The organism is Mesorhizobium sp. M0621 (assembly GCF_040320745.1).
GTDB lineage: Bacteria > Pseudomonadota > Alphaproteobacteria > Rhizobiales > Rhizobiaceae > Mesorhizobium.
In genome coordinates this window covers 35708-56093 of the sequence record NZ_JAMYQF010000046.1, presented here as the reverse complement: position 1 = coordinate 56093, position 20386 = coordinate 35708, and the positions used below count along the sequence as shown (strand labels likewise).

The 20386-nt window shown below is 64.6% G+C and carries 19 protein-coding genes; 9 read left to right on the top strand and 10 right to left on the bottom strand.

The window, feature by feature from the left end; all coding sequences use genetic code 11:
• The first annotated feature begins 645 nt into the window (after positions 1-645).
• Both NKI38_RS25370 and NKI38_RS25365 read left to right on the top strand, forming a co-directional pair.
• Entirely contained in the window at positions 646-1176 is a 531-nt protein-coding gene (locus NKI38_RS25370; protein WP_352662213.1) for a FecR domain-containing protein, read from the top strand.
• Between the two features lie 6 nt (positions 1177-1182).
• Positions 1183-3045 carry a CHASE2 domain-containing protein gene (locus NKI38_RS25365; RefSeq protein ID WP_352662210.1) on the top strand — a complete coding sequence of 621 codons (1863 nt, stop codon included), beginning with the start codon at positions 1183-1185 and terminating at the stop codon, positions 3043-3045.
• A 50-nt stretch (positions 3046-3095) separates the two neighbouring features.
• Here the strand turns inward: NKI38_RS25365 and NKI38_RS25360 are convergent, their stop codons facing one another.
• The 3 genes from NKI38_RS25360 to NKI38_RS25350 form a co-directional block, all read right to left on the bottom strand.
• Positions 3096-3245 carry a hypothetical protein gene (locus NKI38_RS25360; protein ID WP_010910556.1) on the bottom strand — a complete coding sequence of 50 codons (150 nt, stop codon included), beginning with the start codon at positions 3243-3245 and terminating at the stop codon, positions 3096-3098.
• A complete protein-coding gene (locus NKI38_RS25355) occupies positions 3242-3583 on the bottom strand; it encodes a DUF2934 domain-containing protein (RefSeq protein WP_352662207.1) in 342 nt (113 codons plus the stop codon). The genes NKI38_RS25360 and NKI38_RS25355 overlap by 4 nt, the downstream gene beginning before the upstream one ends.
• A 127-nt stretch (positions 3584-3710) precedes the next feature.
• The gene (locus tag NKI38_RS25350; RefSeq protein ID WP_352662204.1) at positions 3711-4319 is read right to left on the bottom strand and encodes a BA14K family protein; all 609 of its coding nucleotides are present in this window, start codon (positions 4317-4319) and stop codon (positions 3711-3713) included.
• A gap of 262 nt (positions 4320-4581) precedes the next feature.
• Between NKI38_RS25350 and NKI38_RS25345 the strand changes: the two genes are divergently transcribed.
• Genes NKI38_RS25345 through NKI38_RS25335 form a run of 3 tightly spaced genes read left to right on the top strand, consistent with a single transcriptional unit; the run spans position 4582 to position 9817 of the window.
• The gene (locus NKI38_RS25345) at positions 4582-8688 is read left to right on the top strand and encodes a Pls/PosA family non-ribosomal peptide synthetase (RefSeq protein ID WP_352662202.1); all 4107 of its coding nucleotides are present in this window, start codon (positions 4582-4584) and stop codon (positions 8686-8688) included.
• Between the two features lie 14 nt (positions 8689-8702).
• The gene (locus NKI38_RS25340) at positions 8703-9170 is read left to right on the top strand and encodes a GNAT family N-acetyltransferase (protein ID WP_352662199.1); all 468 of its coding nucleotides are present in this window, start codon (positions 8703-8705) and stop codon (positions 9168-9170) included.
• Positions 9167-9817, top strand: coding sequence for a 4'-phosphopantetheinyl transferase family protein (locus NKI38_RS25335; RefSeq protein WP_352662196.1), 651 nt, complete (start codon positions 9167-9169; stop codon positions 9815-9817). The genes NKI38_RS25340 and NKI38_RS25335 overlap by 4 nt, the downstream gene beginning before the upstream one ends.
• 4 nt (positions 9818-9821) lie before the next feature.
• Here NKI38_RS25335 and NKI38_RS25330 read toward each other — a convergent pair whose 3' ends face one another.
• Positions 9822-10928 (bottom strand): KamA family radical SAM protein, encoded by a 1107-nt coding sequence (locus NKI38_RS25330; RefSeq protein ID WP_352662193.1) that lies wholly within the window; start codon positions 10926-10928, stop codon positions 9822-9824.
• A 369-nt stretch (positions 10929-11297) separates the two neighbouring features.
• Between NKI38_RS25330 and NKI38_RS25325 the strand changes: the two genes are divergently transcribed.
• Positions 11298-12956, top strand: a complete 1659-nt coding sequence (locus NKI38_RS25325; protein ID WP_352662190.1) for an acyl-CoA synthetase — start codon at positions 11298-11300, stop codon at positions 12954-12956.
• Between the two features lie 36 nt (positions 12957-12992).
• On the opposite strand, the gene NKI38_RS25320 is transcribed toward NKI38_RS25325, so the two are convergent.
• Positions 12993-13274 carry a hypothetical protein gene (locus NKI38_RS25320; protein ID WP_352662188.1) on the bottom strand — a complete coding sequence of 94 codons (282 nt, stop codon included), beginning with the start codon at positions 13272-13274 and terminating at the stop codon, positions 12993-12995.
• Positions 13275-13598: 324 nt separating this feature from the next.
• Here NKI38_RS25320 and NKI38_RS25315 point away from each other — a divergent pair, with 324 nt between their 5' ends.
• Positions 13599-14492 (top strand): hypothetical protein, encoded by an 894-nt coding sequence (locus NKI38_RS25315; protein ID WP_352662186.1) that lies wholly within the window; start codon positions 13599-13601, stop codon positions 14490-14492.
• A 32-nt stretch (positions 14493-14524) separates the two neighbouring features.
• Here NKI38_RS25315 and NKI38_RS25310 read toward each other — a convergent pair whose 3' ends face one another.
• Positions 14525-15427: an NmrA family NAD(P)-binding protein gene (locus NKI38_RS25310; RefSeq protein ID WP_352662183.1), complete on the bottom strand. Its 903-nt coding sequence runs from the start codon at positions 15425-15427 to the stop codon at positions 14525-14527.
• A complete protein-coding gene (locus NKI38_RS25305; protein ID WP_352662180.1) occupies positions 15424-15606 on the bottom strand; it encodes a YjiS-like domain-containing protein in 183 nt (60 codons plus the stop codon). The genes NKI38_RS25310 and NKI38_RS25305 overlap by 4 nt, the downstream gene beginning before the upstream one ends.
• Positions 15607-15822: 216 nt before the next feature.
• Here NKI38_RS25305 and NKI38_RS25300 point away from each other — a divergent pair, with 216 nt between their 5' ends.
• A complete protein-coding gene (locus tag NKI38_RS25300; RefSeq protein WP_352662177.1) occupies positions 15823-16734 on the top strand; it encodes a transcriptional regulator GcvA in 912 nt (303 codons plus the stop codon).
• A gap of 287 nt (positions 16735-17021) precedes the next feature.
• Here the strand turns inward: NKI38_RS25300 and NKI38_RS25295 are convergent, their stop codons facing one another.
• Together NKI38_RS25295 and NKI38_RS25290 are read right to left on the bottom strand one after the other, a co-directional pair.
• Entirely contained in the window at positions 17022-17234 is a 213-nt protein-coding gene (locus NKI38_RS25295) for a tautomerase family protein (RefSeq protein WP_352662174.1), read from the bottom strand.
• 70 nt (positions 17235-17304) lie between these two features.
• Positions 17305-18045, bottom strand: a complete 741-nt coding sequence (locus NKI38_RS25290; RefSeq protein ID WP_352662171.1) for an SDR family oxidoreductase — start codon at positions 18043-18045, stop codon at positions 17305-17307.
• A 103-nt stretch (positions 18046-18148) separates the two neighbouring features.
• Between NKI38_RS25290 and NKI38_RS25285 the strand changes: the two genes are divergently transcribed.
• Positions 18149-19042, top strand: coding sequence for a LysR family transcriptional regulator (locus NKI38_RS25285; RefSeq protein WP_352662168.1), 894 nt, complete (start codon positions 18149-18151; stop codon positions 19040-19042).
• Between the two features lie 37 nt (positions 19043-19079).
• On the opposite strand, the gene NKI38_RS25280 is transcribed toward NKI38_RS25285, so the two are convergent.
• Positions 19080-20375: an HlyD family type I secretion periplasmic adaptor subunit gene (locus tag NKI38_RS25280; RefSeq protein WP_352662165.1), complete on the bottom strand. Its 1296-nt coding sequence runs from the start codon at positions 20373-20375 to the stop codon at positions 19080-19082.
• Between the last annotated feature and the right edge of the window lie 11 nt (positions 20376-20386).

Genomic DNA, 20386 nt, shown 5'->3' with positions numbered 1-20386 from the left:
ATCGACCCAAGTATTCCCCCTCACCGCCGCTCCCCTGCCATTCCCTCCTCCCCGGGTTGTGCCTGTCTGGCGCCGGCGCGTTGCCCAACCGCATCCCCCCCCCCCGTCGCCGCTTCGCGGCGCCACCGGAGGGGAGAGGAAGGCGCCAAGATTGGCAAATCTCGCGCCTTTCCTCTCCCCCGCCGATCGGTTCCTTGTCGGGAGGGTGCGGGGTGCGGGGTGCGGGGTGCGGTATTTGCGAGCGGGCGCAGATCGATACCATAGACGAATATGTAGCATAGCTGCCCTCACGGTGTCAAGAATAAATTCCTATCGGAAGGCGGCGGCGTTGGCCTTCGGCAGGGTGCGGCATGCCGCACGAGGTCGCCATGGTCCAGGGTTTTTGAGCTGAGGTGTGGTCGGTCATTGCCGGTCCCCCAGCACCTCGACCGTATCATTGGCAGTAAAGGTCGCCGCCTGAATTTCGTCGACATTCGCATTGCGGCCGCGGCCTTGTTTGGTGTTGGAGCAGGTAGTCGTGCTAAGATCGCCGGTCGGCACCCTGCCGCCTCTGCGCAAAGCGGCTGCAAGTGCCGGTTGGCAAGCACAGGCTGACGGCAGCAGATTTTCTTGGCCGCAAATTTTCGCGAGAGCAAGGGGGCGGTGATGAGCACAAGGGACCGATTTTTCCGTAGCCTGGTGGCTGGCCTGTTTGCCGGTGTCTTCTGCGTGGATGCCGCCCTGGCGCAGGACGCAGGGTGTACGTTCAAGCCTGTGGCCGGCACATCCCGACAGATTCTGAAATGTCGGCAAGGCATTGCCATCATTGTGGAAGGTGGCGCTCGTTTTACGCTGGTGGACCGCGATCGAAACGGCAATGCAGATGCGGTCAGGTTGCGGCGCAAGGCGCTGCTGCTCGATGCTCCAGCCGGCTCTGTCCCGGGCGGCTTCGCGGTTGTCACGCCGCAGGCGATCGCCGCGACGCGAGGTACCAAATGGGCAGTCGATGTCGGCCAGGGCAAGACGTCTGTTTTCGTCCTCAGGGGTCGCGTCGCCGTAAACCGGCCGGCGTCCAGTGCCGGCGTGGTGCTGTCGCCGGGCGAAGGCGTCGACGTCGAGGCCGGAACAGGACCCCTGACCGTCAAGCGCTGGCCCGCCAAGCGTGTTTCCGCATTGCTGGCCCGTTTCGGCCAGTGAGTTGCTGTGAGCAGGCGAGCGCTTCCGACGCTGATCGCGCTCGTCCTGGCGGGTGTTTGGGGCGCCGGCCTGGGCTTCGCGCACTGGCGCGGTCATCTGTGGTTTCTCGATCGCGTCGAAGCAACGATGACCGATCTTCGAACGCTTGTTCGAGGAACGGCAAAGCCACCGGAGCTGATCACCATTGTCGCGATAGACGACGACGCGGTGCGGCACGAGGGCACATATCCCCTCAACCGCGCCACGCTTGCCCGGCTTATCGATACGATAGCGCGGCTTGGACCGAAAGCCATTGCGCTCGACCTGCTGCTGGTCGATCCCGGGGCGAAAGACAATGATGACGCGCTCGCGCGCTCGCTGAGCGGGGGTGCAAGCGTAATCGCAGCCGCGGCGGTCTACCCCGGAGGCAAACAATGGACGGTGGGCGAAGGACCCATCGCCGGCGTGCCGAATGCCGAGCGGTTCCTGTGGCCCCTGAAAGCGTTCTCGGATGTCGCTGCTGTCGGCGTCGTCAACGTGGCCACCGACAAGACGGGAACGCCCCGCTTCGTGCCGTTGCTGTTTCGGGCCGGAGATCGGCTGGAAGCGTCTTTCCCCTTGCGTGTTGCCGCCATGGCAGCAGGAGAGGATCCAGAAATCGCAGCCGATCATCTATCCCTAAGCGGACGGTCTATTCGGACGGACATTGGTCACATCCTGCCCCTGACATTCTATGGTCCCCGCGGCACGATCCGAACGATCAGCGCGGCGACCGTGCTGGACGGCCAATTCGATCCCGGCACGATCCGGGATCGAATTGTTGTGATCGGAGCAACGGCAACCGGCACCGGCGATGTTTTCCCGACACCGTTCGATCCCATACTCCCGGGCGTCGAAGTCATATCGACGGCGATTGCTCATCTGATGGCCGGCGACGGAACAGTGCGAGACCAGCATGTTCGGCTTGCGGATGCCGGCTTTGCAGTGGTGCTGCCAATGATTCTTGTCGGACTGTTGGCTTGGCGGCGAAACGTCGCCGGCCTCACGGCGATCGCCGGCGTGGTCTTGCTCTGGTTGGTGGTCAACATGGCCGCTTTCTCGCACCACATCTGGCTGAGCGCCGCGTTGCCGATAACCGCCGCCGTTCCGCCGGTCATCCTGTTCGGGGCCGCGCAGCTTTGGCTGGGCAGGCGCCGGGCCCAATTTTTCGCAACGCAGAGCCAATTGCTTCAACGCGTTGAAGCCCCAGGCATGGGGGAGTGGCTGGCCAAGCATGGCGACTTCCTCTCGGAGCCCGTCCGGGGAGATGCCGCCATCCTGTTCATCGATCTGTCCGGCTTCACGGGACTGAGTGAATCCTTGGGACCGGTCGCCACACGCGAACTCCTGAACGGCTTTCATGCGTTGGTCGGCGAAGAAGTGACGAGCTGCGGTGGCGTCGTCACGAGTTTCATGGGTGACGGAGCCATGATCCTGTTCGGTTTGCCGGAACCAGCGCCGAATGATGCTTTCAATGCCGCCCGCTGTTGTGTGGCGCTCTCCAGCCGCACCAACGATTGGCTCGCCACATTGCCTGCATCGACCGCATCCCGGCTCGGCTTCAAGATTGGAGCCCACCACGGAACAATCGTAGCCTCCCGACTCGGCAGCGAAGGCCGTCAGCACATCGCGGCCATAGGTGACACAGTCAACGTTGCCAGTCGCTTGATGGAGATCGCAGCCGACCAGAATGCCGAAGTCGCTGTGAGTGACAAAATGCTTGATGTCGCCGGCCGCGCCTGCGCGTTGTTCCTATCCGGTACCTTGAAAGGACCTGTGGAAACACAGATCCGTGGGCGATCCGGCTCGCTCGCAATCTGGCTTTGGCAGAGTGCACGGACGCTGCAGTAGAGGGTTGCCACCAGGCCTGCGGCTTGCCTGTCCTGCGAACAGCGGCGCCCTCAATGCCGCTTGAAATATTGCACCTCCTTCTCATGCTTCTCCGCCGCCTCGCGCGTGTCAAACGTGCCCAGGTTCCGCCTTTTCCCGGTCTTTTCGTCCTTCTTGCGTGAATAGAGCCGGTATTTTCCGTCCTTGAGTTTCCGGATCATTTCGCTTGTCCCTCCTCAGGGCTTCGCCGCCTTTTGGCGCTCAGGCTGCGCGCGGCTTGTTCCACCGCCGCGCGGTCGTGGCCCAGCCTGTCGATCAGTTCCTGTGCTTCGTCGCCCGATATGCCGGTGCGCACCGCCAGCGCCTCGACTTCCAGCACGTCGGAACTGGCGATCTCGCCGGTTTGCGCATCGCCTGCCGTCAGCGGCAGCGCTGCCTCGCTGTCGATCTCGGCCTCGGCCTGGTGCCAGTGCCGCTCGGGATCGCCCTGCATCCTGCCTTCTCGTTCCCAGATCTGGTATGCGCGCTCACGAATCCTGTCGTTCCGGTCGTGGTCCATGTCAGGTCCTCCTTGGGTCAGGGATAAACGTAGTGCCAATCCGAACGATCCAAAAAATCTGCGTGATGGGAGCCAGCCCTTCGGCGCGCAGGCTCGCCACCCTGCTGGCCGCGCCTACTGGCCACCCCTACTGGCATTGCCGTCTCGGTCCGCCGGAGTATGGCTGGTAGCTGTTGTCTTCCGGGCGGTAGGAGCGGTAGCGGCTGAAGCAATAGTCGACATGGTCGGCGGAAAGCTCGGCGCCGTCGGCTGCGTAGACACCCAATCCGGGGCCGTTTTCGCCGCCATAGTCCTCGCCTGGCTGGACGGCGCGGTCGGCGACGTCGAGATAGGGTGAGATGCAGGGGCGTTGCTGCCCGCTATAGGACATGTAGCTGTTGTCGTCGGCCCGGTAGGAACGGTAGCGGCTGGCGCACCAGGCGAGATGCGGAGGCGGCAGTTCGGCCGCGTCGGGCGCGACGGCGCCAGTCATGGTGGGATCGGGTTTGGCTTCCTGCGGCTGCGGCTTGGCGGGGATGTCGAGCGGTGCGGACTGTTCGGCCGGCAGACGCTCGAGGCTCTGGTCCGCCTTGTTCACCGGCCGCGCTTTTTTGGTCCACAGTTCCGCCACGCTGACGGTGGCAGATGCCGGGCGCGGTGACTTTGCGGCAAGCAGCCAGGCGGCGAATCCCAGCCCGCTGCCGAAGACGGCAAGGGTCAGCACGAAGCCGCAGACCAGTCCCAACACCGCTCTCACGTCACGCTCCTTGAGTCCCTGCTAATAGAATGCGGAGTCCCAAGGCTGGTTCCAGAAAAACGCTCGGGCGCACGCGCCAGCACTCCCGCCCAACGCGCGCCGCAAGAGCCGCCAAGGGAGGCTCAAAAGAGCGCCCAGACACACTCCAGAAACAATATTCAACAGTTCGGAAAAACTGGCGAAAAGATCGGATGGCATAAGCCTCCCGCAAACAGCTGGAAAAATGGCCGTGCCGGGCGATGCCCGGCCTGGACGAGAAAGTATGGAAATGGATCACGGTGTCGATATCGCCGAACTGGACGCGGAACGATCGGGGCTGGAAAGCGGCCTGGCGGGTGTCGATACACCGGTAAAAACGACCCCCGCAACGGTCGCGCGCGGGCAAATCCTGACGGGCGCCGACTTTGCCCGGCAAGGCCTGCCCGGTGAGCGGCTCGACAGGGTGTTCGAACAGCTCGCGCAGACATTCGCCGCCTTGCCGGCGGTGATCTCCGACGGGCGTGTCTGGACCTATCAGGAGCTGGACAGCCGTGCCAACCAGTTTGCCCGCCTGCTGGTCAAGCGCGGCGTGCGGCCGGGCGACCGCGTCGGGCTCATCCTCGATCGCTCGGCGGAGACCTATGTTGCGGTTCTGGCGGTGATGAAGGCGGGTGCTGCCTTCGTGCCGCTGGCCACCGCGTTTCCGCAGGAGCGGATGACGCTCATCATCGAAGACGCCGGCGTGAGCCTGATCGTCACCATCGCCGCCTACGCGTCGCGCGCCGATCAACTGCCGGTTCCGCATTTGCTGATCGACAGCGCCGCCGCCGATATCTCCAAACAGTCCAGCTCGCCGCTGAAGCCGCATGCCAGGACCTCGGACGACACCTGCTACATCCTCTACACCTCGGGCACGACAGGTAAGCCCAAGGGCGTCGTCATCAAGCACCAGAGCTTCGTCAACTTCATCCGGGTCGCCGCCGCCTCCTACGGCTACCGGCCGGGCGATCGTGTCTATCAGGGCATGACCATCGCCTTCGACTTTTCCTCCGAAGAGATCTGGGTGCCGTTCGTCGCCGGCGCGACGGTGGTGCCGGCGCCGGGCCAGATGCCCCTGGTGGGCGAGGAACTGGCTGATTTCCTGCGCCACCATCACATCACCTGCATGGCCTGCAGCCCGACGCTTCTGTCGTCGATGACATCGGATGTGCCCAGCCTGCGCACGCTGCTGGTCGGCGGCGAGGCCTGCCCGCACAATCTGGTGGTGCGCTGGTCGAAGCCGGGGCGGCAGATCCTCAACACCTATGGCCCGACCGAGGCGACCGTCACCGCCACCATGGGTGTGCTGACGCCGGACGGCCCCGTCACCATAGGCGCGCCGCTGCCGACCTACTCCATCGTCATTCTCGACGCTTCGCTGCCGCAACTTGCGGAGCCCGGCGAACTGGGCGAGATCGGCATCGCGGGCATCGGGCTCGCGGTCGGCTATCTCAACAGGCCGGACCTTACCGAACAGAAATTCATCGCCGATTTCGTCGGCCTGCCGAACAACCCGTCGAAGCGCATCTACCGGACGGGCGACCTTGGCCGGATCAACGACACTGGCGAGATCGAGTATGCCGGGCGCATCGACACCCAGGTGAAGATCCGCGGCTACCGTATCGAGCTCGGCGAGATCGAGGCGGTGCTGCTCGACCAGCCCGAGATCGCGCAGGCTGCCGTCACCACCTGGGAGATCGAGCCCGGCCGCGTCGAACTCGTTGCCTATTACGCGCCCAAGGCCGGCCAGCCGGCGATTTCCCGCGCGGATCTCGCCCAGACGATGAAGCGGCGCCTGCCGGATTACATGGTGCCCTCCTACCTGGAGGAACTGCCTGTCATCCCGATGACGGTCTCCAACAAGGTGGACCTGCGCCAGTTGCCGAAGCCGACAAGTGTGCGGCTTTCGGCCGATCGCGCGATGGTGGCGCCCGGCAATGACGACGAGCGTTTCCTGGCCGAAGCACTGGCGACCGTGCTGAAATTCGACGAGGTGTCCGTCGAGGACAATTTCTTCGACGATCTCGGCGCCAACTCGCTGCTGATGGCGCATTTCTGCGCGCGCGTGCGCACCAGGAAGGAATGGGCCACGGCGTCGATGCGCGACATCTATCTCCATCCAACCGTGGCGCGCCTGGCGCTCCATCTGGGCGTGGCGGAGGAGATGACCACGGCCACCAATGAACTTGTCCTCACCCGCCGGGCATCGAACTTTGCCTACTGGACCTGCGGTGCGGCACAGCTCATGTTCTACGGACTCTACAGCTATGTCGCCCTGTGGGCGGTCAATGACGGCCTCAACTGGATGTATGACGCGCTCGACGACCCGCTGCAGCTGTACCTGCGCTGCGTGGCGCTTTCGGCCGCCGTGTTCTTCGGCATGTCGGGCTTTGCCGTCATCGCCAAATGGGTGCTCATCGGCCGCTGGAAGGCGGAGGCGTTTCCCATCTGGGGCGTGCGCTACTTCCGCTTTTGGGTCGTCAAGACATTGATCCGCACCGCACCCGTCGTGCTGTTCCGCGGCAGCCCGCTCTACAGCTTCTATCTGCAGCTTCTCGGCACCAAACTCGGCAAGAACGCCGTCATCGAATCGAAATCCGTACCCGTCTGCACCGATCTCATTTCCATCGGCGCCAACACCATCCTGCGCAAGGAATCGATGATCCTCGGCTTCAGGGCCCAGTCCGGCTACATCCACACCGGGCCGCTGACCATCGGCCGCGATGCTTTCGTGGGCGTCGGCTCCACGCTCGACATCGACACCAGGATCGGCGACGGCGCCCAGCTCGGCCACTCATCCTCGCTGCACCGCGGGCAAAGCATACCGGACGGCGAGCGCTGGCATGGATCGCCGGCCGTGCCGACCACGGCGGACTATTGCAAGGTGCGCAATGTCGATCCTTCCAACATCCGGCGCTTCCTCTTCGAAGCGGTTCAGCTGATCGGCCTGTTTGCCATCGTCACCCCTTTGCCGCTGCTGTTCCACAGCTATTGGGAAAATGTCGGCGACGACTATCAGGAGACGATCGGCATTGTCGCGATCGGTACCACGGTCACACTCTTCGGCTACATCGCCGTGGCTTTTCTGGCGGCGACGCTGGTGCCGCGCCTGACAAACCTGATCCTGAAGCCAGGCCGCACCTACACGCTCTACGGCTTCCGCTACTGGCTGCAGACCGTCGCCGAATTCACCAGCAACTCCCGCGTGCTCGGCCTCCTGTTCGGCGACAGCTCGGCAATCGTGCACTATATCAGCGCCATCGGCTGGAACCTCAACAAGGTGGTGCAGACCGGTTCCAATTTTGGCAGCAACCAGCAGCACGAAAACCCGCTTCTGTGCGAGATCGGCACCGAGACCATGGTGTCGGACGGGCTGTTCATGATCAACATGCACAAGTCCGCCTCGGCGTTCAGGCTCGAGCCGACGCGCATCGGCGAGCGCAACTATCTCGGCAACAACATCTACTATCCGCCGGACGGACGCACGGGCGACAATGTGCTGCTCGGCACCAAGGTGATGATCCCCATCGACGGGCCGTTGCGCGAGAATGTCGGGCTCTTGGGTTCGCCCGCCTTTGAAATCCCGCGCATGGTGAACCGCGACAAAGAGCTTATCGCCGGCATCGACGAGGCGGACCGGCGCCAGCGCATCCCGCTGAAGAACCGCCACAACATGGTGACGATCCTTCTGTTCGTGGCAACACAGTGGGTCATGCTGTTTGCCACGCTGGCGATCTGGGACCGGGCGCTGAACTACTATACCGAATGGGCCGAGGTTGCGCTCTTCGTCGCCGTGCTTTTGACCTCGGCGATCACCATTCCGTTCTACATCCTGGTCGAGCGGGCAAGCCTTGGTTTTGGCAGGCTGGAGCCACAGATGACGACGATCTACGACGTCGCATTCTGGCGCCACGAACGCCACTGGAAGCTCGCGGATTCGCCGATCGTGCGCCTATTCGCCGGCACGCCGTTCCGGCCGATGATCCTGCGCCTGCTGGGCGTCAAGGTCGGCAGCCGTGTCTATGACGGCGGCAGCAACCTGACCGAACGCTCCCTGGTGGAGATCGGCGACGACGTCACGCTCAACGAGGGCTGCGTCATCCAGGCCCATTCGCTGGAGGAAGGCGCGTTCAAGTCCGACTTCATCCGCATCGGCAAAGGCTGCACGCTCGGACCCTCCGCCTTTGTCCATTACGGCGTTGTCATGGGTGAAGGCTCGGTGGTCGATGTCGACTCCTTCGTGATAAAGGGCGAGGAGCTGGAGCCCAATTCCATTTGGCGCGGCAACCCGGCCAAGCTGCATCGCTTCGTCGAGCCGATCACCGACGATGGCTCCAAGGTATCGGCTTGAAGAAGGTATTCGGCTTGAAGACCGCAGACATCCGTCTCGTTGCCGTGACCGAGGCCAACCGGGCCCTGGTCGCGGCCCTGGAACTCGCTCCGGAGCAGATGGATTTCGTCGCCAGCAATGCGGACTCCCTGGAAGAAGCCGAAACTGACGAAGACGCACGGCCGCGCGTCATAATGGCCGGGGATCGTATCGTCGGTTTCCTGATGTACGAAGCGCCACGGGATGACGACGAGGCGCGCATCTACCGCTTCATGATCGACCGCGCCTCTCAAGGTAGAGACTACGGCAAGGCCGCGCTGCGCGAAGTGCTGGACGAAATCCAGGGACTCGGCCACGTCAGCCGCGTTTCGATCTGCTACGAACCGGAGAATGACGCGGCGCGAAACCTCTATCGCAGCGCCGGTTTCGTCGAAGAAGGGCTCGACGAGGACGGAGAGATGATCGCCGATCTGGTCCTCGCCGCACGGACGCACGATCCGTGACGCCCTCTCCCGAAATCGCGCTGGCGCAGACATTCCTACAGCAGGCGATGATCGCCATAGCGCCCGCGAATGTCCGGATCGGATGCCGGATGATCCGCGAAGGCGATGAAGCCCATCTGCTGCCTGAGGAAGCGCGTTCGATTCCTGCGCGTCAGCCGGCCACGCGGCGGGCCAGCGGCGCGGCGCGCTGGATCGCGCATGGGCTGCTGGCGGATATCGGCTTCAACGATTTCGCCCTCCTGCGCACGCCCTCCGGCGCACCCGCCTGGCCCGACGGGATAATCGGTTCGCTCGCCCATGACTACGATATGGCCGTGGCGGCGGTTGCGCCCATTGGCCATATCGTCTCGCTGGGCATCGACGTCGAGCCCGCGCAGCCACTCCCGCACGACATCTTCGCGCTCGTTGCAACCCCAGCGGACCGGACGGGCACAGCCGACCGGCACCTTGCCGGTCGCATCCTCTTCGCCGCCAAGGAAGCCGTCTACAAGGCCGTCTATCCGCTCGATCGCGAGGTGCTGGGCTATGAGGACATCGCCGTCGACCTGAACGCAGGCCATGCGACGACGAAGACGGGCCGCAAGGTCAGCCTCGCATACTGTGTTGCCCCGCGTGTGGTGGTGCTGGCGTTTGTCGAGACGCGTTAGCGCCCTACTCGCCAACCACCTCCGTGTACCCCCTCACCTCGCCATCGAGCCCACGCAACCGCCAGTTCTCCCCGTCCCGCCCCTCGACATAACAAGGCCCGATCGGCACTTTCCCCCCGCCTTCCGGCAGGTCGAGCACATAGACGGGGTTGCAGATGCCCGACAGCCGGGCGCGCAATGCCGCGGCCAGCGCCTGGCCCTGCGCAATCGTGGTGCGCCGGTGCGCCATGCCGCGCGCGAGGTCGCCGTGGTGCAGGTAATAGGGTTTGACGCCGAGGCGGTACATCAGCTCGCGGCAGAGTTCCTCCAGCACCTCGACACTGTCGTTGACGCCCTTGAGCAGAACGCTCTGGTTGAGCAGCACGAAACCCGCGTGGCGCATCGTCCGGCAGGCTGTCTCGGTCGCGGGCGTGATCTCACGCGCGTGGTTGAAATGGGTGACGATTGTGACCATCAGCCGGCCCTGCAGGGCGGCAACCAGCCCTGGCGTAATGCGCGATGGCAGTGCCACCGGCACGCGCGTGTGGATGCGCAACAGCCGCACATGCGGGATCGCCTCGATGCGCGCGAAGATTTCGGCCAGCGCCTTGTCAGGCAGGGATAGCGGATCGCCGCCGGTCAGGATCACCTCGCGGATTTCGGGGTGGTCGGCGATATAGGCCAGCGCCGGCTCCAGCGCCTCGCGCGTATAACCCCTGCCGATCGCGGTCAGCGATTCCTTGCGGAAGCAGAACCGGCAATAGACCGCGCATTGATAGGTCGGGAACAACAGCACCCGATCGGCATGGCGATGCGTCAGCCGCGGCACCGGGCTGAATTCATGGTCGGCGATCGGATCGTCGAGCTCGCCGTCCTGCTCCATCAATTCGTCGGGCGACGGGATGACTTGCGCCCGGATCGGGTCAGCGGGATCGTTCCAGTCGATCAGGTCGAGATAGGCTTTGGGAACGCGTACCTTGTGGTTTGCCGCCGCGGCTTGCGCCGCCGCACGCTCGGCTGGCGACAGCGGCAGGGAGGCGAGATCGCGGACGTGGCGAACACCGGCGCGGACGTCCGCCTGCCAGGAGGTGTCGGCGGCGGGCGCATCTTGGAGGTTGGTGTCTGAGGTCATCGGTTTCTCGGGGCATTCTAGCCGTGCTATCGGCCAGATGGGCAGTCGGGTCAACCACGTGCTTTGCCTTGTCAGAGCCGCGATCCTTCGCGCCCCCTCTGTCCTGCCGGACATCTCCCCCACAGGTGGGGAGATTGGATGTCGCTTCGGCTTTCGCCAATCTCCAATGTCGCAAGAGGAGAGCCGGCGCCCGAACTGCCAATCTCCCCCCTCGTGGGGGAGATGTCCGGCAGGACAGAGGGGGGCGCCACAGAGCGCCAGCCTTCCCGCCACCAACTTTCGCCGCATCGACCACGCCCGCAATTTCAGGCAAGCTCACAGGCGACAGCGCCGCAAGGGGAGATGCGGCGCCTCGGGAGGAGGACTGCCATGAGCCACACAACTCCGGCGCTGCCGCGCTATAGCGATGCCGTCGCGCGCTTTCGCCTCTCGGATGAGATCGCAAAACTTCACGGCGATCCGGCCACCGGCATCAATGCCTGCATCGAATGCTGCGACCGTCACACCGGCCGAAACCGGCTGGCGTTGCGCGCCATCTCCGCCGGTGGCGACCTGCGGGGGTTCAGCTTCGACGAACTCAAGGACATGTCCGCGCGGGTAGGCAACGTCCTGAAAGCCGCCGGCGTCGGCCCCGGCGACGTCGTCGCCGGCATGCTGCCACGCATTCCCGATCTGGTGGCGCTCATCCTCGGCACCTGGCGCATCGGCGCGGTCTACCAGCCGCTGTTCACCGCTTTTGGCCCCAAGGCCATCGACCACCGGCTGAAGACCAGCGGCGCCAAGCTCGTCGTCACCAACATCGCCAATCGCGGCAAGCTCGACGAGGTGGAGGACTGCCCGCGGGTTGCGACCATCCTTGCCCCCGGCGAACCCTTGCCGGCCGGCGACATCGATTTCCGCGCCGCCTTTGCCGCCGCCGCGCCCGAATGCGAGCCGGTGATGCGCAAGGGCGACGATCTGTTCATGATGATGTCGACCTCGGGCACGACAGGTTTCCCGAAGGGCGTGCCGGTGCCGCTCAGCGCGCTGATGGCCTTCGGCGCCTATATGCGCGATGCGATCGGGCTGAGGCCCGACGACGTCTTCTGGAACATAGCCGATCCCGGCTGGGCCTATGGCCTCTATTACGCCATCACAGGACCCTTGCTGCTCGGCATCGCCACGACCTTCAACGAGGGCGCCTTCACCGCCAAAAGCACCTACGACATCATCGAGCGCCTCGGCGTCACCAGCCTTGCCGGTTCGCCCACCGCCTTCCGCCTGCTGCTGGCGGAGGGACCGGCGTCCGCCGCCCGCGTCAAGGGCCGCCTGCGCGTGGTGAGCAGCGCCGGCGAACCGCTCAACCCGGAAGTTATCCGCTGGTTCGATGCCCATCTCGCAGCCCCCATCCATGACCATTACGGCCAGACCGAGAACGGCATGATGGTCAACAACCATCACGGCCTGTCGCACCCGGTGCGCCACGGCTCGGCCGGCTTTGCCATGCCGGGCTACCGCATCGTCGTGCTGGATGAGGCCGGCCACGAACTTGGCCCCAACCAGCCCGGCATTCTCGCCGTCGACATCGCGAAGTCGCCGTTGCGCTGGTTCGGCGGTTATCACCAAGCCGAAACGCCGGCCATAGCAGGCGGCTATTACCGCACCGGCGACACCGTCGAGTTCGAGCCCGACGGTTCGATCTCCTTCATCGGCCGCGCCGATGACGTCATCACCTCGGCCGGCTACCGCATCGGCCCGTTCGACGTCGAAAGCGCGCTGATCGAGCATCCGGCGGTCAACGAGGCGGCGGTGATCGGCGTTCCCGATCCGCAGCGCACGGAGATCGTCAAGGCCTTCGTCATCCTGGCGCCCACCTTTCAAGGTAGCCCGGCGCTGGCGGAAGAACTGGCGCAGCATGTCCGCAAGCGCCTCTCGGCTCACGCCTATCCGCGCGAGGTCGAGTTCGTCAGCGAGTTGCCGAAGACGCCGAGCGGCAAGATCCAGCGGTTCCTGCTGCGGAAGACCGAGGTGGAGAAGCGGAAGGGGTAAGCGGGGCTGCGCAGGGGCACGGGTGGCTCCATCCCTTCAATGCGCCACGCCATCCGAAGCGTGGAGCAGCCTCCAGGTCAAACCAACGCGACCATGGAACTGTGAAACAAAATGTTCGGCCGCCATAGTCTCGAGGCCGTCATCGACGAGCGCCTCGATGCTTCGTCGCATCAAGACAAGCTGCATCTGCCTGGCGTGTTCCAGGTCTGCCTCTCGCATGATTGCCGTGACGTGGTAGGCGACGACGGGCTGGCCGAGGCAAGATAGCAGCGTGTTGGCCTCGGCTGTCACCGCCATCACTGCGTCTTCGATCTTCATTCTGGCGCTCCTCATCAAAAATGATGCTGACGCCTCCCCGCAAGGCGACGGTGGTCCGTCGCTTCTTTTTTGAGTACCCCGCGCGGCCGAAAGCGGCACGCCACGCTGATGATTGCTGTCTTTCCAGGTCCCTCGAGCAGCCTCGTTCGGCCCAAAAACAGTATCCGCCAAATTTGATTCAAAGGCGACCGGATAGTTAATCGATGGTTAATGGGCCGATTGCCTCCCCGATGGACCAGGATGTTTGGCTTCGACGGTCGCTGCCGCGCAATTGCCGCAAAGCTGCTCGATGGCTCCCGGCCTGTGGATCGCGGGGGGTATATCATGCGGCTGGTTTGGACCATCATCTTCGCGCTCGTAACCGGCACGGTTTTCGCGGCCTCGCCGGAGGACGATTATATCGCCGCACGCGACAAGGCGATTTCCGCCATGGCTGCACTGGCAAGCGCGAACGAACCCGTGGAAACGCTCGATGCCGCCGGAACGAAGGCGTTGGCCGATCTCGAAGGGCGTCTGTCCGCCATCCTCGGCCCCTTGGCGGTTGCCGATTTCCCGGCAAACGGCACGATCAATCTCGGAAGCCTGAGCGATGCCGATATCGGATTCGGCATGCTCGACGGTTTGCGATACGCCAAAAGCGATGACGGCCCGAGCCTCGTGGCAACGACGCGGGGGCTGCTCGAGCGCTGGCTCCAGTCCAGGGCGGCCGAGCTGGACGAAAACTTCAGACTGCCAGCCGGCATTGATGCGGCGCTGAAGCTCGATGCTTTCTACACCCAGGCGATCAACAGCGACGCAGCGTTCACGGGGACTCTCGACTTTTCGCTGAAGAAGCCAAAAGGCGCAGACATCGCCTTCGCGCGGCTCGGTGGCTGGGCGCAGGACATAGGACCGAACCCCGACCAGCAGGTCATCGTCACGCTCGTCAAGGGCAACAGCGTCATGATCGCCTCGGCGCCCGCGGCAGCGCCTATACCCAAGATCGCGGCCTGCGACGCCGTGTGGACGTCGGCGGACGCCGCCGCCCAGAAATTCCAGGAGGCTTACCAGGCCTCGGACCTTAAGGACGAAACGGCGTATGATGCCGCCAATGTCGCCTGGGAAAAAGGGGACGCCGACTATCGCGCCTGCATGGGCGAGCACCTGCCGAGCGAGCCGGTCTTCCCGGCACTTCTCGCCCAGGCCCAGGAGCTTGCCGATCACATGGCCGGCAAGTAGGCTACTTCCCGGCGCGTCGGCGCCGAGCCTCCTCAGCCCTGCCGCTGTTGGCCCTTTGTGCCCGCCATCGCCACATACGCGCGCTCGATCGTCTCGAAAGTCAGCTCCGGATAGAGCGCCCCGGCTTCCGGCGTGGCCGTTTCAAGCGCTGTCTCGCCGCGTATCCAGAACGCCCGCAGCAAGCCGAGGCCGGGAGCTACCGCGATCATCGCCTCCAGTTCGTCGGCGCTCTGGGGCACGATGCGCGGCGAGCGGCCGCTCACCCGGCGCCACAGATCGATCATTTCGTTCTGGGTGATCTTGTTCTGGGCGATCCGGATCTCGCTGCGGATGGCCTTGGGGTCGTTCAACGCGCGCAAGGTGACGGCGGCGATGTCCTTCTCGCTGACGAATGTCGCCGGCACATTGCCGTTGCCATAAAGCGTCACCTCTTCGGGAGGCAAAGGCGACGAGCCGAAGCGCATCAAGTCGCCCAGCGTTGCCACCCAGGTCGAAAAGAAGCCGTTGGTGTAGATCACCGTATAGGGCAGATCGGCCTCCTTGATCGCCGAGAAGACGTCGCGCTTGAGGTCGAGTGGCGGGATCGAATCCGGGGCGGCGGCGGCAAAGTCGAGGCCGAAGCCGGCGGAAGGCACATAGCGGGACACGCCGGCATCCCTGAGCGCGCGCACCAGCGTCATCTCGCTGGCCGAATCCACATGCACCGAGGAGATGACGCGATCCACCTTGCCGACGGCGCGGACAAGGCTGTCATAGTCGTCGAGATCGCCAACATGGACCGTGGCGCCCAATGCCTTGAACGGGCGCATCCGCTCTTCATTGCCGGCTGTTGCCGGACGAACCAGAACGTGCAGGCGATCGCCATTGCGGGCGCTGGCCTGCGCCATCTCGCTGCCGAGCAGCCCCGTCGCGCCGATGATAAGGGTGCTGGTCATATCGCCCTCCCATTGCGCAGGATGGAACCGTCCCAGTCGCGCTCGAAGCCGATATCGTGCAGGCGATGGTCCGAGAAGCGCGCCACCTGGCGCAGCGAACCGCGGCGCTCGACGGCCGCCGAGATTCTGATGGCAAGACCGCTCATCGCGGCGCTGATGGAGTTGAAGGTCGGGTTCATTGTCCGTCTCCTGTGTTTGCCTGGGCGCAAGCGTGCCGGCGCCGTCCGCGAGGGACGAGCATGACGATCGCTCACATTGTTTCTGGTCGTTCAGCGCAGCGGCGAGATGGAAAGCCCGATCTGGATGCGCTGCTACGCCTATAGATTGGACATTTCCGGGCTGGACGACAAACGACTCTTTGTGCAGGATTTGTGAGCAACGCTCACAGGTGGATCATGCCGCGCAGACTGCCGCCCCTCACCGCCTTGCCAGCCTTCGAGGCCGCCGCGAGGCATCTGAGTTTCTCGAAGGCGGCGGGCGAGCTCAACGTGACCCATGGCGCGGTCAGCCGCGCCATTCGCAACATCGAGGACCGGCTGGGCATCCAGCTTTTCGATCGGGGGACGCGGTCCGTGCGCCTGACCCCTGTCGGCGCGGCCTACGCATTGGAAGTCAGGAAAGCGCTGGACCAGATCGCTGCCGCCACCATCGCCGCCACGCCCGACCGCACCACGGGCATCCTGAATGTCAGCACATCGGACGGTTTTGCCGGCCGCTGGCTGGTGCCGAGGCTGCATCGCTTCCACCGCGCCAATGCCGACATCGACGTGCGGCTCTCCACGTCTGGCGTGCTTTCCGATTTCGTCAGCGACGGCATCGACATCGCCATCCGCTATGGCAAGGGCGGCTATACCGGAGTGACCGCGGAATTTCTCGCCGACGAAGAGGTCTTTCCGGTCTGCAGCCCGGAACTGCTGCAAGGTGAACATCCGCTGCGCCTGCCCGGGGATCTCAGGCATCACAAATTGATTCATGACGCTTTTCGCATCGACTGGGCGACATGGCTCGAACACGCAGGCGTCGGCGATGTCGACCCCAAGCGTGGCGTGCGCTTCGATTCCGCCACCTTCGCCGTCGAGGCCGCGGTGCACGGCGAAGGCGTGCTGCTCGGCCGAAGCGCGCTGGTCTCGGCCGACCTTGCCGCGGGGCGGCTGGTTCGACCCTTCGACCTCGCGCTGAAATCCGCCTCGCGCTACTACGTCGTCTACCGCGACGGCGCGCTGCGCCAGAAGAAGATCAGAGCGTTTCGCGATTGGCTGTTCGCCGAAGTGGCGGCCGACTGGATTGGGATGACCAAGAGCGATTGAGGCAGAAGGCTTGCGCCTGCGAGACCCAAGCAGCGCCGCGCCGACCCCCACCCCGCTGCTTCGCAGCGACCCTCCCCACAAGGAGGAGGGTGAGGAAGCGCGTATACGCCGGTGGGTCAGCGCCCTACGACGATGCGGAAAAGCTGGGCTCCCCACCTCCCTTGTCGGTCCCTTGTGGGTCCCTTGTGGGGAGGTCGGACCGAAGGTCCGGGTGCTGGCGCAGATCTTGAAGAACCTGGTTCCTCGTCCCTGTATTGCGAGAATTGAAGCCGTCGCTTGCCCTCGCGCTACTCCTTGGCGCGGTAGGCTTCGGGCACGGTAAACACTTCGTCGGCCCGGCCATAGCCGCCGTCGGCGACGTCCTCCACCAGCACCATTGTGTAGGGGCGAACGCCCTCGCCGAAAATGTCGACGAACATCTGGGTGGTTCGATGGATGAGGTCTTCCTTCTGCGCCTTGGAAAGGGCCGCTTGCGGCATCTTGAAGTTGGCGAATGGCATGATCGTTTTCCTTGGTCTTTCGAGGGTGGATTCAAGCTGTTGGATAGAGCCAAGCCGGCTGATTGCCGCCTCAGACCACGCCGCCATTGGCGCGGATGATTTGCCCGTTGACCCAGCCGCTGTCCGGCCCGGCCAGGAACGAGACCAGCCCGGCAATGTCGTCGGGCTGGCCAAGCCGGCCGAGCGGGATCATCTTGCCGATGGCCTCTATCTGCGCCTCGCTCTTGCCGTCCGTGAACAGCGCGGTTTCGATCGGTCCGGGCGCCACCGCGTTGACCGTGACACGACGCGCGCCGAGTTCCTTGGCCAGGATGTGGGTCATTGCCTCGACGCCCGCCTTGGTGGCGGCGTAGACGCCGTAGCCCGGCTGGTAGAGGCCGACGACGCTGCTTGAGAAATTGACGATACGGCCGCCGTCGCGAAGCCGGCGCGCGCCTTCCCGCATGCCGCGAAACACGCCGCCGAGATTGATCGCGATCTGCGTGTCGAACGAAGCATCGTCGGTCTGCGCGATCGGCGACGTCTTCATGATGCCGGCATTGTTGACGAGGATGTCGATGCCGCCGAACGCCTTCTCGCCGGCGTCGAACAGCGCTGCGATGCCGTTCGGATCGGCGATATCGGCCTGTACGGCGATCGCCTTGCCGCCGCCGGCCTTGATGGTGCGGACAAGCTCTTCAGCCTCCGCGCGGCCCCGTGAATAGTTGATGACGACGGCGATGCCGTCGCGGGCGAGCCGCTGCGCGATCGCGGCACCGATGCCTTTGGAGGCGCCCGTCACGATCGCCGTTCTGGGTTGATCAGATGTCATGGAAGTGTCTCCGCGTTGTTGGTGACACGGATATAGGCCAAGCCAACTTCCGGATAATCAGCCGCCTATTGACATCACTATTCGGAAACTGCGAACAAAAGCCATGGATCGGCTGGACACGATGCGGCTCTTCATTCGCGTTCTGGAGCGGCGCAGCTTCACCGCTGCCGCGGCCGATCTCGGCCTGCCGCGTTCAACCGTGACGGAAGCGGTCCGGCGGCTGGAAGAGCATCTCGGCGCGCGCCTTCTGGAACGAACGACGCGGCAGGTGAACGCCACGCAGGATGGCGAGGCCTACTATCGGCGCTGCCTGTCGATCCTGGCCGAGATCGAGGATGCCGAGGCCGCCTTCCGCAATGCCGAGCCCTACGGGCTGCTGCGCATCGACGCCAGCACACTGCTCACCCGCACATTCCTGTTGCCGCGCCTGCCGGAGTTCCTTGCCCGCTATGTCAGGATCGACCTGCAGATCGGCCAGAGCGACCGGCTGGTCGATCTCGTGCGCGAGGGGGTGGATTGCGTGATCCGCGTCGGCGAGCCGCCCGACAGCGGCATGATCATACGGCGCCTGGCTGTCATACGCGAGATCACCTGCGCCAGTCCCGCCTATCTCGAACGCCACGGCACGCCCGCCTCCCCCGATGCGCTCGACGGTCACCAGGCGGTGGGCTTCGTCTCGTCGCGCACCGGAGAGACCCTTCCGTTCGAATTCACCGTCGGCGGCAAGACCCTTGAGGTTCGGCTGCCGGGCCGCGTGGCGGCCAACAATTCGGACACCGCCGCCGATCTGGCGCGGCTTGGCCTCGGCCTCATCCAGGCGCCGCGCTATCGCTTCGAGAAGGATCTCACGGACGGAACGCTCGTCGAGGTGCTGGCCGACTACCCGCCTTCGCCGACGCCGCTGTCGGCGCTTTACCCGCAGAACAGGCAACTCTCGCCACGCCTTCGCGTCTTCCTCGACTGGGCCTCGCGCATCTTCGCCGAGGCGGATCTGTAGGGGTAAGATCAAAGGGTTGGCGTTGTCGAGCGTCTTCTCATTCCCTGAAGGCGCGGCTGATCTGGTCCTGCAGCGGCTTGACGAGGTAGGAGATCACGGTCCGGTCATCGGTTTTGATGAAGGATTCGACCGGCATGCCCGGAACCAGCTTGACCTCGCCGAGGCGCGCCACCTCGGAGCTCGTGGTCGCGATGCGGACAGTGTAGTAGCTGATGCCGGTGCGCTGGTCGGTGGTCGTATCCGGCGAGGTCCGTTCGACCGTGCCGTTGATTTGCGGCGTGGTGCGCTGGTTAAAGGCCGAGAAGCGCAGCGCCGCCGGCTGGCCGATCCAGAGCTGGTCGATGTCGCTCGGCGCGATCTTGGCCTCGACAGTCAGGCTGTCGCTGTCGGGCACGATCTGCATGATCGTTTGGCCAGGTGTGATGACGCCGCCGATCGTATGGGCGATGGACTGCTGCACGACGCCGTCCTGCGGCGCACGAATGTCGATACGCCTAAGCTGGTCCTCGGCGGCGATCTTGCGCTCCGTCAGTTCGCCGACCTTGCCGTCGATCTCGCGCAAATCCTTGTTGACGTCGGTGCTGAGCTCGAGGTCGATCTGGATGATCTGCAAATTGATCTCGGCGATCTTGCCTTGGGCCTGCGCCAGGGCGGCCGTCAACTGGCCGCGCTCGCCGTCGAGCCGCGCCGACTCGCGCTCCATGGCGGTCAGGCGGTCGATGGAGATCAGCCGCTTTTTCCATAGCGCGCGTATGCTGGCCAATTCCTCCTCGACAAGCGCGATTTCCTGCGTCTTGGCATCGGCCTGGGCGGTGTCGCCGCCGATCTCTTTCTGCAGCTGGAGGATGCGCTCCTGCAACTGGCTCTTTTGACCGGAACGAGCCGCCCGCCGCGTCCCGAAAACCTGTTCCTCACCGGCAATGACCTCGGCGATCGCCGGATCGCCGCGGCGGTCGAGAAGGTCCTGCGGAAAGGCGATGGCGTCGGCGCCCTGGCGTTCGGCCTCGAGTCGCGCCTCACGCGCCGACAGCTGGTCGAGGGCCTTGGTGACGACGGCCAGGTTGGCCGCCGGCATGGTCGGGTCGAGGCGTACAAGCAGCGCACCATGCTTGACGCGGTCGCCGTCCCGCGCAGCAATCTCGCCGACGATGCCGCCGGTCGAATGCTGCACGTCTTTGACGTGGGAATCAACGACGAGAACCCCCGACGCGATGACCGCTCCCGAAATCCGCGTCAGCGAGGCCCAGCCGCCGACGCCGCCGACCAGCAGCGCGACCGCAATGAGGCCGAAACGCATGTAGCGTCGAATGGCTTGGTGGGAGGAGCTCGGCATCGTTCCTCCCC

Coding starts and splice junctions, on each gene's coding strand:
- NKI38_RS25370 (WP_352662213.1), top strand. CDS start 646: ATGAGCACAAGGGACCGATTTTTCCGTAGCCTGGTGGCTGGCCTGTTT.
- NKI38_RS25360 (WP_010910556.1), bottom strand. CDS start 3,245: ATGATCCGGAAACTCAAGGACGGAAAATACCGGCTCTATTCACGCAAG.
- NKI38_RS25355 (WP_352662207.1), bottom strand. CDS start 3,583: ATGGACCACGACCGGAACGACAGGATTCGTGAGCGCGCATACCAGATC.
- NKI38_RS25345 (WP_352662202.1), top strand. CDS start 4,582: ATGGAAATGGATCACGGTGTCGATATCGCCGAACTGGACGCGGAACGA.
- NKI38_RS25330 (WP_352662193.1), bottom strand. CDS start 10,928: ATGACCTCAGACACCAACCTCCAAGATGCGCCCGCCGCCGACACCTCC.
- NKI38_RS25325 (WP_352662190.1), top strand. CDS start 11,298: ATGAGCCACACAACTCCGGCGCTGCCGCGCTATAGCGATGCCGTCGCG.
- NKI38_RS25320 (WP_352662188.1), bottom strand. CDS start 13,274: ATGAAGATCGAAGACGCAGTGATGGCGGTGACAGCCGAGGCCAACACG.
- NKI38_RS25315 (WP_352662186.1), top strand. CDS start 13,599: ATGCGGCTGGTTTGGACCATCATCTTCGCGCTCGTAACCGGCACGGTT.
- NKI38_RS25310 (WP_352662183.1), bottom strand. CDS start 15,427: ATGACCAGCACCCTTATCATCGGCGCGACGGGGCTGCTCGGCAGCGAG.
- NKI38_RS25305 (WP_352662180.1), bottom strand. CDS start 15,606: ATGAACCCGACCTTCAACTCCATCAGCGCCGCGATGAGCGGTCTTGCC.
- NKI38_RS25300 (WP_352662177.1), top strand. CDS start 15,823: ATGCCGCGCAGACTGCCGCCCCTCACCGCCTTGCCAGCCTTCGAGGCC.
- NKI38_RS25295 (WP_352662174.1), bottom strand. CDS start 17,234: ATGCCATTCGCCAACTTCAAGATGCCGCAAGCGGCCCTTTCCAAGGCG.
- NKI38_RS25290 (WP_352662171.1), bottom strand. CDS start 18,045: ATGACATCTGATCAACCCAGAACGGCGATCGTGACGGGCGCCTCCAAA.
- NKI38_RS25285 (WP_352662168.1), top strand. CDS start 18,149: ATGGATCGGCTGGACACGATGCGGCTCTTCATTCGCGTTCTGGAGCGG.
- NKI38_RS25280 (WP_352662165.1), bottom strand. CDS start 20,375: ATGCCGAGCTCCTCCCACCAAGCCATTCGACGCTACATGCGTTTCGGC.